Origin of the sequence: Synechococcus sp. CCY9201 (genome assembly GCF_034931105.1) — a bacterium.
GTDB lineage: Bacteria > Cyanobacteriota > Cyanobacteriia > PCC-6307 > Cyanobiaceae > CBW1002.
In genome coordinates this window covers 21,100-36,029 of sequence record NZ_JAYGIC010000015.1, presented here as the reverse complement: position 1 = coordinate 36,029, position 14,930 = coordinate 21,100, and the positions used below count along the sequence as shown (strand labels likewise).

Here is a 14,930-nt window from a genome sequence, read left to right as displayed (position 1 = left end):
ACGCATCAGTGTCGTCTTCGGATTCGAGTTCACCGTGTCGCCTTCCAACGGTTTTATCGTTCGCCCCGTGCTCACCACGGTCTGCAGCCTGCTGATCGTGATTGCGGGATTGATCTCGATCCCGTTGCTGCCGGTCGAAAACCTGCCTGACATTGCACCACCCACGGTGAACGTGAACGCGAGTTATACGGGTGCCGATGCGATCACGGTGGAGCAGGGCGTCACCACGGTGCTGGAGCAGCAGATCAATGGTGTGGAGAACATGGACTTTATCAGTTCCAACAGCTCTGCCGATGGTCGCAGCCAGATCACGGTGTCGTTTGCCAGTGGCACCGATGGCGATATCAATCAGGTCAACGTTCAAAACCGGGTTTCTCTCGCCAATCCCTCCTTGCCCGAGGAGGTGCGCCAGGCGGGAGTGGTGGTAAACAAGGCTTCCAACTCCATTTTGTTGGTCTATAACTTCGTCAGTGAAGATCCTGCCAAAATCACCTACAGTGTCGAGACAATCAGCGGGCTGCTGGATCAGAATCTCACCGATTCAATCAAGCGGGTGCCTGGGGTCGGAGATCTCACCTATTTCGGCGAACGTAAACTCGCCTTCCGCCTCTGGCTCGATCCCGCCAAGCTCACCGCGTTTAGCCTCACCTCCAATGACGTGGTCGCGGCCCTCAGCAGTCAGAACCGCCTGGTGCCCTCCGGAAGTGTGGGCGGCGAACCGGCGCCCAAGGGACAGGAGTTCACGTTCACTGTGCAGCTGCAGGGCCGCTTACTCAGCGTTGAAGATTTTTCGGCCCTGATCGTCAAGACCACCCCTGAGGGTGGAATCGTGCGGCTGCGCGACGTGGGTCGCGCCAGTCTGGGCGGCGAGAACTATGCCCTGCAGGCCACCGATATCCGCGGCGTTCCTTCCGTGGGCCTGGCTGTCTACCAGCTGAGTGGCAGCAACGCCCTCAAGACATCCGAGGGTGTGAAGGCTGTACTGGACGAGTTTCAGGCCGTGATGCCTGTGGGCCTGAAGATGGAGCAGATCTACGACAACACTGAGTTCATCAATGCCTCGATTCAGGGGGTTGTGGATTCCCTCCGCGATGCCGTGGTTCTGGTGGTGCTGATCCTGTTTCTGTTCCTGCAGGACTGGAAAGCCACCCTGGTGCCGGGTATCGCCATCCCTGTGGCCTTGATCGGTACGTTTGCCCTGGTGAATGCCTTCGGCTTCTCGCTGAATCAGCTCACTCTCTTCGGTCTGGTGCTCGCCACGGGTCTGGTGGTGGATGACGCCATCACCGTGATTGAAGACACCTCCACCAAAAAGGCTTCGGGCCTGACGGCGGCCAGGGCGGCCATGGCCACGATGGATGAGTTGTTCAGCGCGGTGATCGCCACCTCTCTGGTGTTGTTTGCGGTGTTTCTGCCGGTGCTGTTCTTCCCAGGAGCCACCGGTACGATCTATAAGCAATTTGCCGCCACGATCATCTTTTCGGTGGCGATCTCCACCTTCAATGCCCTCACCTTTTCGCCGATGCTCTCGGCGCTCCTGCTCGCTCAGGATTCTGAGCCTCCGGGACGGCGCACCTATGCGATCGCCGGCGGCTCGATCGGATTCATCTATGGCCTGATGGCTGGAGGCAGTGGTGTCTTGCCCGTGCTCTCGGCTGTGGTGGTGGGACTGTTCGTTGGCTATGTGGCCAAACTTCTCACAGGTCTGCCCCTGCGGTTGCCCTTCACGGTGGGGGCCGCGGCGGTGGGCCTTGTCTTCGGCGGGGTGGAGACCCCGTTGACGGTGTTGATCTTCGCGGCGGCGGGCCTGGCCACCGGTTGGTTCACCCCGGTGATCTTTCGCCGTTTCAACGGTCTTTATGCCGGCTTCGAAGACCGCTACAAGGGCCTGCTGGGCTGGGCTCTGAATCGGCGCATTCTGGTGATGGCTGTGCTGGCAGGGGGCATCACCCTCACCGGTGTGGCCTTCAGCGCCATCCCGGGAGGGTTTGTTCCGATCGAGGACCAGGGCTATGCCATCGGCTTTGTGCAGGCCCCCGATGGGGGCTCCCTGCAGGTCACGGATCGGATCAACCGGAAGGTGGCCGAGATCCTGCGAACCGAGAAGGACATCACGGCCGCCTCTGTGTTCAGTGGCGCCAGTCTGGATGGCAATGCCCCGAACAAGGGTCTGTTTTTCTTCGGCACGCGGAACTGGGATGACCGCCAGACCCGCGAGCAGGAGATGGGTGCGATTGTGGGACGGCTCAACCAGAAGATGGCCTCCCAGATTCAGGAGGCACGGGTGTTTGTGGTCGAACCACCGGCGATTCCGGGGTATGGCACCTCTGGAGGCTTTGAATTCCAGCTTCTGGACCGCAGCGGCGGCGCCCTTAACCTCCAGAGCTTCTTCCAGGCGGCGGGCACCTTGATCCGCGAGGCCAATGGCAGCGATCTCTTTCAGCGGGTCTTCACCCTGTTCTCCCCGGAAGCTCCCCAGCTGGCCATTGATGTGGACCGGGATCGCCTGGCATCCCTGGGAGTCGACTTCGGCGATGCGATGCGATCGTTCAGTGTCAACTTCGGTGGCAGCTACGTCAACGACACCTTCCAGGAGGGCAAGGTGCGGCGCGTCTTCGTGCAGGCCGACGAAGATAACCGTGCCACGCCGGAGAAGCTCAAGGCTCTCTATGTGCGCAATGCTTCAGGCGACCAGATTCCCCTGTCGGAGTTTTTCACGGTGAGGTCCACCCAGGGACCCAGTGTGATTCCCCACTTCAATCTCTACCGTTCGATCAAAATTGAGGGCAGCCCGGCTGCCGGCAAGAGTTCAGGCCAGGCGATCAATGGCATGCGTCAGTTGTTCGAGGCGCAGTCGTTGCAGGGCCTGAATTTCGACTGGACCGGCATCTCCCGTGAGGAGGTGAAGGCCGGATCCCTGGCGGTTGTGATCTTTGCCCTGGGAATCCTGGTGGTCTACATGGTTCTTGCTGCCCAATACGAGAGCTATACCGATCCCCTGATCATCCTGATGACGGTGCCCACCGCCATGCTGGGTGCCCTCACCTTCCTCGCCCTGCGCGGCGAAGTGCTCAACATCTATGCCCAGGTCGGCCTGGTGATGTTGATCGGCCTGGCGGCCAAGAACGGCATCCTGATCGTCGATCTCGCCAATCAGCGCATGGCCGAGGGGGCCACGGCCCTCGATGCCGCCCGCGACGCGGCCCAGTCGCGTCTGCGGCCGATCATCATGACCGCCATTTCATCGCTGTTCGGCTTCCTGCCCCTGGTGCTCGCCAGTGGCGCCGGGGCCCGCAGTCAGGCGTCTCTCGGCACGGTGGTGTTCGGTGGATTGCTGGTGGCCACGGTGCTGTCGCTGCTCGTGGTTCCCGTATTTTATGTGGTGGTGAAGACGCTGCTGGCTGGTGGCTCCACCCCATCGCAACCCGCGCCCACCCTTCCCGGTTCCGATGGCGCTTGATCCCCAGGCCATGGCGTCCTCTTCTCCTCCTGACAACGATCGCAGGCCTGCCGCAGCGCCGGCCAAGCGCCCTTCCTTTCAGGGCAAGCGGGTGGTGGTGGCCCTGCTGATCGGCATGGTGATCGGCTGGGCCGTGGGGTTGTTCATGGAATCGATCGTGCAGCATTCCCCCACCTCGATCGACCCAGGCGATCTGGTCTGGCTGCGGCGCCTGCTGGCGGCAGCCGGAGCCCTGAGCGGGCTGGCGATCGAAGCGATGCGGCAGTTGCAGGCCGCCAATCCCGATCCGATTTACCATCAAAATCGCCAGGGTCTGCGGCGCAGATGGTGATCGGACCTGATCCCACCTATCCTCCGCCCAGCCTCCCGGATTCTGTGAAGTCGCTCGTTGCCCTCAGGTTCGGAGCCGGGCTGGTGGTCCTGGCGTTGCCCCTGCAGGCGTGCAGCCCACCGAAGCCACCGCCACCGCAGGCGCCCCTTGTTCAGATCGAGCAGCCCACACCACGCACGTTCAACGATCAGGCCACTTATCAGAGCACCCTTGAGGCGATCCGGGATCTGAAGCTGGCGGCTGAGATTGATGGGCGGATCGTGGCGATGCCGATGCGGGAGGGGCAGAGCGTCAGCCAGGGCCAGCCCCTCTTCCGCCTGGATCAGGTGCAGCAGCGAGCCGAGGTGGATGCGGCGGCCTCGGAGGCCCGCAGGGACCTGGTGAACGCCCAGCGCTTCATCTTCCTGAACGAGCAGGGAGCTGTCTCCACCCTGCAACGTGACTATTACGTCACCCAGGCCCTCACAAGCCGGGACAAGCTGATCGGCCAGCAGGCCACCCTGGCCTACAAGGATGTCGTCGCACCGATCGCCGGCCAGGTCGGCAGCATCGCCTTCAAGCTGGGTGACTTCGTGCGGGCCGGCACCGTGGTGACCACGGTGATCGATAACTCCGTTCTCTGGGTGCGTCTTGATGTGCCGGCCTCCCAGGCCTGGCGGGTGCGCCGAGGACTGCCTGTGATCCTGCAACTACCGGATCAACAGGGGCAGCTGGCCCGGGGCTCTCTCACCTTCGTGGCCCCCTCGGTGGACAAGACCAGCCAGACCCTGCTGACCAAGGCCACGTTCGACAACCGCGATGGCCTGCTGCGCAACGGGCAGCGGGTGAGCGCCACGCTGGTGTTTGCCCAGGAGCCCCTGCTCTCGATTCCAGAACGTGCGGTTCTGCTGCAGGCAGGCAAGACGTTTGTGTTCCTGGCACTGCCGGCGGCCGAGGCCAGCCGTCGACTTGGCCGTCCCCTGGCGAGCCAGCCCCCATCGGGCGCTCTGGTGGCTGTGCAGGTGCCGGTGCGGGTGGGCACTCTGCAGCAGGGACGCTTTGCGTTGCTGGAGGGATTGCAGAGCAGTGATCGTTTCATCCTCGGCAACCTGGCCCAGCTGCGTTCCGGCTCGGTGGTGCGCACGACTCCAGCGGGGTCCGCACGTCCATGAGCCTCTCGGACACCTTTATCCGCCGCCCGGTGCTCAGCACCGTGTGCAGCATCCTGATTCTGATGGCTGGCATCATCAGCCTGCCGCTGCTGCCGATTGAGAACCTGCCCAACATCGCGCCGCCCACCATTGCGGTGACAGCCAACCTGCCGGGTGCCGATGCCCTCACGGTGGAAAGTGCCGTGACCGGACCTCTGGAGGAGCAGATCAACGGGGCGCCGGGGATGGATTACATCACCTCCAACAGCACCGGCCAGGGGGTGAGCCAGATCAATGTCTATTTCAAGCCGAACACAAACGCCGATATTGATCAGGTCAATGTGCTCAACCGGGTGCAGACGGCCACGGCCCAGCTGCCTGAGCAGGTCAATGCCCAGGGCATCACGGTGCAGCAGACGGCGTCCAGTTACCTGCTGGTCTATAACCTCACCTCCACCAAAGGCCAGTTCGACCGCAACTATCTCAACGGTCTGTTTCAGCTCAACCTCCTCTACCCCCTCAGCCGTGCCGACGGGGTGGGCCAGGTCAATGTCTTTGGAGCCAGCGATCCTGCCTTTCGCCTCTGGGTCGATCCCCTCAAGCTGGCTCGCTTCAATCTCAGCATCAATGATGTGATTGATGCCCTCAGCTCCCAGAACCAGGTGGTGATCGCCGGCAGCATCGGCGGCCCCCCTTCGGTTCCGGCCAATCGCCTCACCTACCCGTTGCTGGTCAACGGCAACCTGGAAACGGTCCAGGAGTTTGAGAATCTCATCCTGGCCAAAGGCCCGGGCGGGAGCCAGACAGCAGAGGGATCGGATGGCGGCCTGATTCGCCTGTCTGATGTGGGCCGTGCCGAATATGCGTTTCAGAACTTCTATCAGTCAGCGATCAACGCCAAGACCGGTTATCCCTGTGTTGGGTTTGGCGTGATTCAGCTGCCCGGTAGCAATGCTATCTCAACTGCAAAATCGGTGGATACTGTTCTGAAGCAGTTTGAAAGTACCCTGCCTCCAGGTGTGCGGCTTGAAAAGGTCTTTGATCAGACTGACTTCATCAATGGCTCCATCGAAGCCGCGCTGGATGCCCTGCGCGACGCCGTTGTGCTGGTGCTGTTGATCATCTTCCTTTTCCTTCAGGACTGGAAGGCCACGGCCGTGCCTGCCCTGGCCCTGCCGATCGCCCTGCTCGGCGCCCTTGTCTTCGTCAAGGCGTTCGGATTCTCGATCAACGAACTCACCCTGCTGGGGATCATTCTCGCCACCGGCCTGGTGGTGGACGACGCCATCGTGGTGGTGGAAGCGGTCTCGGCCCGCATCGAAGCGGGCGACCCGCCGTTCAAGGCGGCCTCGAATGCGATGAAGGAACTCACCGGAGCCATCCTGGCCACCGCCCTGGTGCTGCTGGCTGTGTTCATTCCGGTCACCTTCTTTCCTGGGGCGACTGGCGTGATCTACCGCCAGTTTGCCCTCACGATCGTGTTTTCGATCCTGGTGTCCACCTTCAATGCGATCACTGGCAAGCCATTGCAGTCGGCGTTGCTGCTGGGAGGCGGCAAGACCAATCCAACAGGATTGAAGTGGACCCTGATTGGAGCCGCCATCGGTGGCCTTTACGGCTACATGGTGAATGGCTGGGTCACAATGCTGCTCTTCGGATTGCTGGGTGCCTTGATCGGCACCTTCCTGCAGCCGATCTTCAAGGCCTTCAACGCCTTCTTTGAGCGCCTGGCTGCCGGCTATGCCCGGTTGCTTGACCAGGTGATCCGCCTGCGGCGTCTGGTGGTTGCTGTTCTGCTCGGTGGCGTGGTGCTCACGGGCATTGCCTTCACGGCCGTTCCCACCGGTTTTGTGCCGACGGAAGACCAGGGCTACGGGCTCGGCATCATCCAGCTTCCGCCGCAGGCTTCGATCGAAGCCACCATGGAAGTTGCTGATAAGGCCAGAAAAATCATCGCCGAAGAACCGGAAGTTGTCTCTGGTGAGTTGATTGGTGGAACCGGATTCAATGGTGGAGCCTTTAATCAAGCCATCTTCTTCTTCGGTCTCAAGCCGATTGAGGAACGCACCTCTCCGCAGCAATCGGCGCAGGCGATCATCCGTCGCTTCAACCAGAAGTTCCGTGAGATTCCCGGCGCCGTGGTTCTCTCCCAGTCTCCCGCCGCGGTGCCTGGGTTCAGCGCCCAGGGGGGATTCTCGTTTCAGTTCAACGACCTCAGTAATGGTGGCTATACGCCCACCGATCTCTCCAAGCTGTCTGATCAGCTGATCGTCAAGGCGCGGGCCACGGGGGATTTCTTCAATATCTATACTCAGTTCGTCAGTGATGCACCGGTCTGGCGGCTGGATGTGGATCGCGATCGGATGGCCTCGCTCGATATCAACTATGGCGATGCCATGGCCACTCTGGGGGCCCTGGCGGGAGGCCGCTTCGTTAATCCCACCTATGAAGATGGCCAATACCGGCAGGTGTACGTGCAGGCCGAAGGAGAGAGCAGGAGTGTGGTGGAGGATCTGGCCAATCTCTATGTGACCAACGGCAAGGGTCAGCAGATCCCTCTCTCCAATGTGATTCAGGCCCGGCTGGACAGCGCTCCGCCGATTGTCAGTCACTTCAACCTGTATCGCACCGTGCTGATCCAAGGGGCCGAGGCGATCGGCAAGAGCAGTGGTCAGGCGATCGACAGTCTGTCGCAGGCATTCAGCCAGCTTGATTTCAGCAACATCGGTATGGATTGGTCAGCCTTGTCCCGCTCCGAGGTGCAGGCCGGTTCTCTGGCGATCCTGGTCTTCGCCCTTGGCATTGTGGTGGTCTATCTGGTGCTCTCCGCCCAGTACGGCAGCTACATCGATCCGCTGATCATCCTGATGACCGTGCCACTGGCGATGCTGGGGGCCCTGGCCTTCCTGGTGATGCGCGGGCAGGTGAACAACGTCTATGCCCAGGTTGGGCTGGTCACCCTGATCGGCCTCGCTGCCAAGAACGGCATCCTGATCGTTGATCTGGCCAACCAGCGCCTCGAGCGGGGCGAATCGATCCCGGCGGCGGCCAGCGGCGCGGCTCGATCCCGCCTTCGCCCGATCCTGATGACGGCCATGGCGGCTCTGGCGGGCTTTTTCCCCCTGGTGATCGCCGATGGAGCCGGTGCTCTGAGTCAACGCTCCCTGGGATCGGTGATCTTCGGTGGCCTGCTGGTGGCCACTGTGCTCAGCCTGTTCGTGGTGCCCTCGTTCTATGTCCTGATGAAGAACCTCGAGCGCGACTGGTTTCCCGCCAGCGCCGACACCTCCGATCCTCTGGCCGACGATCCCGTACCCGCCGTGCAGCCCCCGGTTCCGCCTCAACCGTCGCCCTGAGCGGCTCTTTCCCAGGTTCGCTGCCTCTGTGCCATGCCTCTCCCCCCTCCTCCTGGCTACCGCCGCGGCCGTCAGCGGCGCGTTGATCGCCGCCGCATCGCCCTGGCCGGCACTCTGATGGCCTCGGCGGCCACTGTTCTGGCGCTGCTGGCCCACCGCGCCATGCGCACCCCTGGCAGCCTGCTCACCCCGATCCCGTTGGTGAAGTTGGCGGTGGTGGTCAGCGTGGCCGGCGCCTGCGGCAGCTGGGGTGAAACGATGCGACAGCTGGCTCTGGTGGCCAAGGACGATCCGGACTCAGATCTCGGGGGGTGAGTGGGCGATGGCCCTGGCGGCTGAAGCCAGGTGCTGGTGGCACGGGGCTCACTCTCCGGCCAGCTGGTGGCTCGCTCGTTGGTCACTCATGACGGCTGCTACCGGCTGGTTCAGTGCCGGATGTCTGGACGTCATCTCTGACTCCGGCCGAGGCGCAGGCGGGCGGTCTGGAGCGCAGAAACTCCTGCCGGGCGCTGCTCAGGGTGGGGAAGATGTGATCGGCACCGATCGCGTCCAGCAAGCCCGCCCGCACCAACTGGCCGTAAAGATCCTGTTTCACCCGCGCCAGGCCCAGCACGATCTGCCGATGGCGGAGTTCCTGGATCAGCTCGATCAGCATGTCTGCCGCTGAGATGTCGATCTCCACGATCGCTTCGGCATTGACCACGAACCAGGCCACCGGTGTGGTTTCGGCCTCGATCGCGGCCAGGGCTCTGCGGCGGAAATGGTCGGCATTGGCGAAGCAGAGGGGCGCGTCGTAGCGGTAGATCACCAGCCCGGGCAGTGTCCGTGCTCCCGCCCAGTCGTGGATGTCGTGCAGACCCGCCAGCTGGGGCACCTCCCCCAGCACCGCATCGTTGGGCCGCACCAGCCGGCTGAACAGATCGATCACCGACAGCGCCACCGCCACGGCCACACCTGTGAGCAGGTCGGTGAGCAGCACCCCCGCCAGGGTGGCCAGAGCCAGCTGCCATTCGCTGCTGCGAAAGCTGCGCAGCCGCCGAAATTCGCCCAGATCAATCAGCCGCAGCGCCGCGTAGATCACGATGGACCCCAGGGCCGCCTTGGGGAACAGCGCCAGCACCGGCCGCAGGGCCAGCAGCACCAGGATCACCACCAGGAAGGCCACCAGGGAAAACACCTGGCTGCGGCTGCCGGCGGTGTCGCCGATGGCGGTGCGGCTGCCGCTGCTGCTCACCGGGAAGCCCTGCAGCAGCCCGTTGCCCAGGTTCACAGCCCCCAAGGCCAACAGTTCCCGGTTGGCATCGATCCGGTAGCCGTTGCGAGCTGCGAAGGCCCGGGCAGTGAGCACGTTGTCGGAGTAGCCCACCAGGGCGATGCCTGCCGCGGTGGGCAGCAGGGACCTGAGTGTGGGGAGCGTCTCCCCCAGGGGCAGGCTCAACTGGGGCAGCCCCGCCGGAATCGGGCCGATCACCGCCACGCCCTGACGGTCCAACTGGAGAGCCGCCACCACCGCCGTGGCCAGAAGCACCGCCAACAGGGGAGCGGGCAGGCTGGGCCAGCGCCGTTGCAGCACCACCAGGAAGGTCAGCACCGCCGCCGCCAGCGCCAGGGTGGGCCCGTGCACCTCCACGTGCCGTTGCACAAGCTCCTGGATCTGCCCACCGATCGAATCGGCCGCCAGGGTGAGCCCGCAGATCCTGCCCAGCTGACTGGTGATCATGATCACCGCCACCCCGGCCATGTAGCCCACCAGGATCGGCTTGGAGAGCAGATCGGCCAGGAATCCGAGCCGGCCCCAGGCTCCGAGGCAGCAGAGCCCACCCACCACCAGGGCCAGCAGAGAGGCCAGCCCGGCGTAGTGGCCTGGATCGCCAGCAGCGAGCGGACCGATGGCGGCGGCGGTCATCACGGCCGTGGTGGATTCCGGCCCCACCGACAGCTGGGGCGAGGAGCCCAGGAGTGCATAGAGCAGCAGCGGCGGCAGGATGGCCCAAAGCCCGCTGATCGGGGGCAGTCCCGCCAGCTCGGCGTAGGCCATGCACTGGGGAATCAGATAGGCCGCCACGGTGATGCCTGCCACCAGATCGGCCTTCCACCACTCCGGCCTCCCCTGGTGGAGCGGCTGCATCCCTGGCGGAGGCCAGGAGGGCCTCATGGGCTGGCGCCGTTCATTTCACCGGATACCTTGTCGCGGCCTTGTCCCTGCAGGTGGTGCGGGCCTGGTCGATGTTGCTGCCGGCTTCAACCTGCTCCAGGAAGCAGGTGCAGGTGAACTCCCCCATGCCAGCGGGTGGTGTCTTGCCGGCGGCGGCCATGGCGGCGTTGAAGCCCGCCATGCAGAGTGCCTTCACCTGATTACCATCAACAGCCCCGGCAGGTGCGGCCTGGCCGATCCCCATCAGCAGCACGGCCAGCCCCATCACTCGGACGCGTGGCCATCGGGAGTGTTCGCCTGAGGGAGACAGGCGGCTTGTGGCGGCAGACGGGCGAACTGCCGCGGCAGACGGGGGAACAGTGGGTGAGGTCATGCCGAGCAATTGGACCGTTACTGCTGAGGCTAGGAGCAGGGACGAGCCTGGTCAGAGTGAGCGGGAGATCACGGATCAGGTGAGCACCGATCAGATGACCATGATCAGGTGATCACGGTGGGCCGTGCCATGCCGGTGCGCCGGTGGATCTCGGCCAGCTGGTCGGTGGCCTGGATCAGATCGCCCAGCGCCTTCTGGGGATCCAGGGTGAGGGCACCACCGGGATGCACGTAGCTCTCCAGGTACACCCGCAGCGTGGCGCCCTGGGTGCCTGTGCCGGAGAGGCGCAGCACCACGCGGCTGCCGTCGTCCAGCAGGATGCGCAGACCCTGCCCCGCACTGGTGGAACCATCGACAGGATCGGTGTAGGAGAAGTCGTCGCAGGTGGCGATCGCCCGACCCGCGAAGCGCTCACCCTTCAGGCTGGGGAGCATGGTCTTCACCCGGCTGTAGAGCTCTGCGGCGGCGCTGGAGGCGATCGCTTCATAGTCGTGGCGGGAGTAGTAATGGCGCCCGAAGCGGGCCCAGTGCTCCGTCATCACTTCGGCCACGGAACACTGGCGGCAGGCCAGGATCTGCAGCCAGAACAGCACCGCCCAGAGGCCATCCTTCTCGCGGATGTGGTTGCTGCCGGTGCCGAAGCTCTCCTCCCCGCAGAGGGTGATGCGGCCGGCATCCAGCAGGTTGCCGAAGAACTTCCATCCCGTGGGCGTTTCGAAGCAGGCGATACCCAGCTCCCTGGCCACCACATCCGCCGCGGCACTGGTGGGCATGGAGCGGGCCACGCCGCTGAGCCCGTCGGCGTAGCCCGGCGCCAGGGTGGCGTTGGCGGTGAGCACGGCCAGGCTGTCGCTCGGGTTCACGAAGCAACCGGCCCCCAGGATCATGTTGCGGTCGCCGTCGCCGTCGCAGGCGGCCCCGAAGCGGTAGGCATCGCCGTCCAGGAGCAGGGCGGCCAGCTCGTGGGCATAGGTGAGGTTCGGATCGGGGTGGCCGCCGCCGAAATCCTCAAGCGGGATGCCGTTCCGCACCGTTCCGGCCGGGGCCCCCAGCAGCCCCTCGAACAGACGGCTGGCGTAAGGGCCGGTCACGGCGTGCATGGCATCGAACGCCATCGGGAAATTGCCGCGCAGCAGGGCTCCGATGCGATCGAAGTCGAACAGGCCCTGCATCAGCGCCACGTAGTCTTCGACCCCGTCGATCACCTCCACCTCGAGGCTGCCGACCCTGTGGCGACCCGGCTGGTCGAGGGGGATCGGATCGGCGTCCTGGATCCGGTAGCCATCGAGCCCGAGGGTGCAGGCATAGATCGCATCGGTGACCGACTCCGGCGCCGGCCCGCCGTTGGCGCCGTTCACCTTCACCCCGAAATCCCCCTCCGGACCGCCGGGGTTGTGGCTGGCCGAGAGGATGATGCCGCCGATGGCCTGATGGCGGCGGATTAGATGGGAGGCGGCTGGCGTGGAGAGGATGCCGCCGGTTGTGGTGATCAGCCGCCCCACGCCGTGGGCCGCTGCCATGCGGACGATCACCTGGATGGCCTGGCGGTTGCCGTAGCGGCCGTCGCCGCCCACCACCAGGGTGCCGCCATCGACGCCCGGCAGCACCCGCAGGATCGCCTCGAGGAAACTTTCGAGGTAGTGCGATGTCTCGAACTGGCGGCTGCTCTTGCGCAGGCCGGAGGTGCCGGGCTTCTGGTCGTCGAAGGGCCGCTCAAGCACCACTTGACGCACACCGCTGGTCATCACGTAAGCCGCAACAGACCCAAGCTACGCCTGGCCCCAGAACGGGCTGGCTCCGGCAACCGTCGCTAGCGTTTCTTCATGGCCGGGTCGCACTCTGCCTGCGCTCCTTTTGCCCCAGCTCGCCCGTGCTGCTTCCCTCGTCCCGCCCTGCTGGTCTGGCCCTGGTGCTGGCGGCCATTCTCGTGCCCCTGGCCCGTCCTGGCCAGGCGGCACCCATGGGGCTCGGCCCGGTCGATTCCTATCCCGCTGCGATCCAGCAGACCCGCAAGGCTGCGGAGGCTGTGCTCAGCCATGCCGGCGCTGAAAGCTGCCTGCGGGGCAAGCTCACCAACGCCCTGCTCAAACTCAGCGCCAGCTGCTCGGCCGCTGGTCGTCAGGGCGGAGCCTGCGAGCTGGCTGACCGGGCCATCGTGGTGACGCCCTGGTCGGTGCCCTTCATGGAGAGCACATCCCGCGCTCTGCTGGATGCGGCAGAGGCTCCAGTGCCCTCTGCCCCTTGAACCGTTTCGGCGCTGAATCGGTTCACGAACGGTTCACTGCTGAAACGGTGACGAAGGTTTGTCGGTGGTCGGAGTCGGTTTGGCCTGGGCGCGGCAGATCACCATCAGGTCGCCTGCCGCCCTGTTGAGCGCTTCTCGTCTGACGTAGCTGTTGACCGCCGTGACCTCGGAGCCCTCCCGAATCTCCCAGAGCACGTCTTTGCAGGAGGCCGAAAGGCGCGGGTGATCGATCAGGCGGTCGGCCTGGTCCCGCGCCGGGGTGCAGGTGGCATCGTTGTTCTCACGGCCACAGTCCTGGGCGGCCAGCTGCAGTTGACGGAACTCGGCGTTGCTGGGGTAAGGGGGTAGATCTTTCCCCAGGGCCGCAGGCAACGGCAGGCAGAGCAGCAAGGGACTCAGCTGCAGCAACCTCAGCCCAATCCCTGATCGCTGGATCGCAGACTGCCCAGGCTGTGGTGCTCTGGTGCGGGTGGTTGCTTCCCAGGGCAGATCCAGCTGCGGCTCCACTGGCCTGGCACTGGAAGGGCCAGAGTTGGGGGCAGGGCTGTCAGCCATCACTCCGCTCGGACAGGCTGTTGCATCATGACGGGCCCTCACGATTCCAGCAGGCGCGGGCTCTCCAGCAGGTTCAGGGTGGTCACTCCCTGCCGCAGTGGTCGTTGCTGGTCGATCCAGTGATGGCGCAGAGCCGGAGCCAGCCACGGAGCCCCCGCCAGCAGCAACGCCCTCAGCCAGGGCTGGCCCTGCAGCAGCATCCCCCGTTCGGCCTCCTGGCGTTGCAGGGTCTGCAGGGTCCGGATCTCCGGCAGACGTTCGGCTGCGATCGCGGCCAGGGCGGCATCAAGCTGGGAAGCCGCTGGCTGGGCACCCTCCGCCAGAAGCGGAATCAGATGGTTCGCGGCAGCCAGAGCATCGCGCAAGGCCATGTTGATCCCCTGAGCCCGCACCGGACTCATCGGATGGGCGGCATCGCCCAGCATCAGCAGGCCAGGCCGATGCCAGCGGGGAGCCAGGCCCACGCGGACGGCCAGGGGCACCGGTGCCGTCGCGTGCACACTGCCGTTGCGCATCCAGGCCGCCAGCTCCGGCGGGCTCTGGCGGGCCCAGCACTCCGGCCAGGGGCTCTCCGCTGGCGTTGGCGTCGTCTGAACCGGGCCTGTCGCCACGGCGCGACGGGGACGAACCCAGGCCAGTTGCGCCACGCCGGTGGCCCCGTTGAACAGGCTGAAGATCCCGGCGGAGCCTACCACGGTGGTGAACCAGTCTCCCTGGGGCAGTGGCGGAGCGGCAGAGGTCGTGGAGGCCGCTGGCAGCCGGAACCAGAGCAGATCGAGGGGGCTGCTCTGCTCCTGCAGCTCCAGGCCGGCCAGGCGTCGCAGCAATGAGCTGCGCCCATCGCAGGCCAGGACCAGATCGGCCCGCAGCTCCTGGCCGTCCGCCAGCCGGATCCCCGCGATACGGCCGTTCTGCTCCACCAGCCCAGTGGCAGCGGTGCCTCGCAGAACCTGACAGCCTGGATAGCCCGCCGCCCGCTCCAACAGGCGCTCCAGCAGGGCCGGTTGGCTCACCAGGGTGCAGGCAGGGCCAGGGGCCAGGGGTTCCGCGGCCCGAAACAACTCCCGGCCGTCCAGCACGAAACGCCAGCCGGCCAGGGGCCGCTGGGGCAGTCCGTCCAGCAGGTCGGCACCGCCGATCTGTTCAAGGGCGGCCAGACCGCTGGGCATCAGGGCTTCGCCGCGGAAGACCCAATCCAGATTCCGGCTGGTTTCGATCAGGGTGAGCGGGATGCCCTGCTGGCTCAGCAGAAGGGCGAGGGCGGCACCGGTGGGCCCGCCCCCCACGATCAGAACCCGCGCCGGCTCGCGTCTCACCCCGTCGAT

At 64.9% G+C, this 14,930-nt stretch carries 11 protein-coding genes; 6 read left to right on the top strand and 5 right to left on the bottom strand.

The features are described 5' to 3' along the window. Positions 1–34: 34 nt before the first annotated feature. From VB716_RS01405 to VB716_RS01385, 5 genes are read left to right on the top strand one after another with little or no spacing between them, the layout of a single operon-like run. The gene (locus VB716_RS01405) at positions 35–3,460 is read left to right on the top strand and encodes an efflux RND transporter permease subunit (RefSeq protein WP_197158664.1); all 3,426 of its coding nucleotides are present in this window, start codon (positions 35–37) and stop codon (positions 3,458–3,460) included. Further along, positions 3,450–3,791 carry a hypothetical protein gene (locus VB716_RS01400; RefSeq protein ID WP_323246777.1) on the top strand — a complete coding sequence of 114 codons (342 nt, stop codon included), beginning with the start codon at positions 3,450–3,452 and terminating at the stop codon, positions 3,789–3,791. The genes VB716_RS01405 and VB716_RS01400 overlap by 11 nt, the downstream gene beginning before the upstream one ends. A 44-nt stretch (positions 3,792–3,835) precedes the next feature. Beyond that, positions 3,836–4,942, top strand: a complete 1,107-nt coding sequence (locus VB716_RS01395) for an efflux RND transporter periplasmic adaptor subunit (RefSeq protein WP_322758280.1) — start codon at positions 3,836–3,838, stop codon at positions 4,940–4,942. Then, positions 4,939–8,277: an efflux RND transporter permease subunit gene (locus tag VB716_RS01390; protein ID WP_322758281.1), complete on the top strand. Its 3,339-nt coding sequence runs from the start codon at positions 4,939–4,941 to the stop codon at positions 8,275–8,277. The genes VB716_RS01395 and VB716_RS01390 overlap by 4 nt, the downstream gene beginning before the upstream one ends. Positions 8,278–8,310: 33 nt before the next feature. Next, the gene (locus tag VB716_RS01385; protein WP_197158668.1) at positions 8,311–8,592 is read left to right on the top strand and encodes a hypothetical protein; all 282 of its coding nucleotides are present in this window, start codon (positions 8,311–8,313) and stop codon (positions 8,590–8,592) included. An 82-nt stretch (positions 8,593–8,674) separates the two neighbouring features. Here the strand turns inward: VB716_RS01385 and VB716_RS01380 are convergent, their stop codons facing one another. From VB716_RS01380 to VB716_RS01370, 3 genes are all read right to left on the bottom strand, one after another. Beyond that, positions 8,675–10,405, bottom strand: coding sequence for a SulP family inorganic anion transporter (locus tag VB716_RS01380; protein ID WP_323269533.1), 1,731 nt, complete (start codon positions 10,403–10,405; stop codon positions 8,675–8,677). Between the two features lie 40 nt (positions 10,406–10,445). After that, complete coding sequence (locus tag VB716_RS01375) at positions 10,446–10,697, bottom strand: hypothetical protein (protein ID WP_197158670.1); 252 nt, start codon at positions 10,695–10,697, stop codon at positions 10,446–10,448. A 212-nt stretch (positions 10,698–10,909) separates the two neighbouring features. Next, positions 10,910–12,550 (bottom strand): alpha-D-glucose phosphate-specific phosphoglucomutase, encoded by a 1,641-nt coding sequence (locus VB716_RS01370; protein ID WP_323269532.1) that lies wholly within the window; start codon positions 12,548–12,550, stop codon positions 10,910–10,912. A gap of 125 nt (positions 12,551–12,675) precedes the next feature. On the opposite strand from VB716_RS01370, the gene VB716_RS01365 reads away from it, so the two are divergent. Beyond that, positions 12,676–13,050: a hypothetical protein gene (locus VB716_RS01365; RefSeq protein WP_197158672.1), complete on the top strand. Its 375-nt coding sequence runs from the start codon at positions 12,676–12,678 to the stop codon at positions 13,048–13,050. Between the two features lie 33 nt (positions 13,051–13,083). Here VB716_RS01365 and VB716_RS01360 read toward each other — a convergent pair whose 3' ends face one another. Together VB716_RS01360 and VB716_RS01355 are read right to left on the bottom strand one after the other, a co-directional pair. Beyond that, complete coding sequence (locus VB716_RS01360; protein WP_323246785.1) at positions 13,084–13,458, bottom strand: hypothetical protein; 375 nt, start codon at positions 13,456–13,458, stop codon at positions 13,084–13,086. Positions 13,459–13,643: 185 nt separating this feature from the next. Continuing rightward, positions 13,644–14,921, bottom strand: a complete 1,278-nt coding sequence (locus VB716_RS01355) for an FAD-dependent monooxygenase (RefSeq protein WP_323269531.1) — start codon at positions 14,919–14,921, stop codon at positions 13,644–13,646. Positions 14,922–14,930 lie beyond the last annotated feature (9 nt).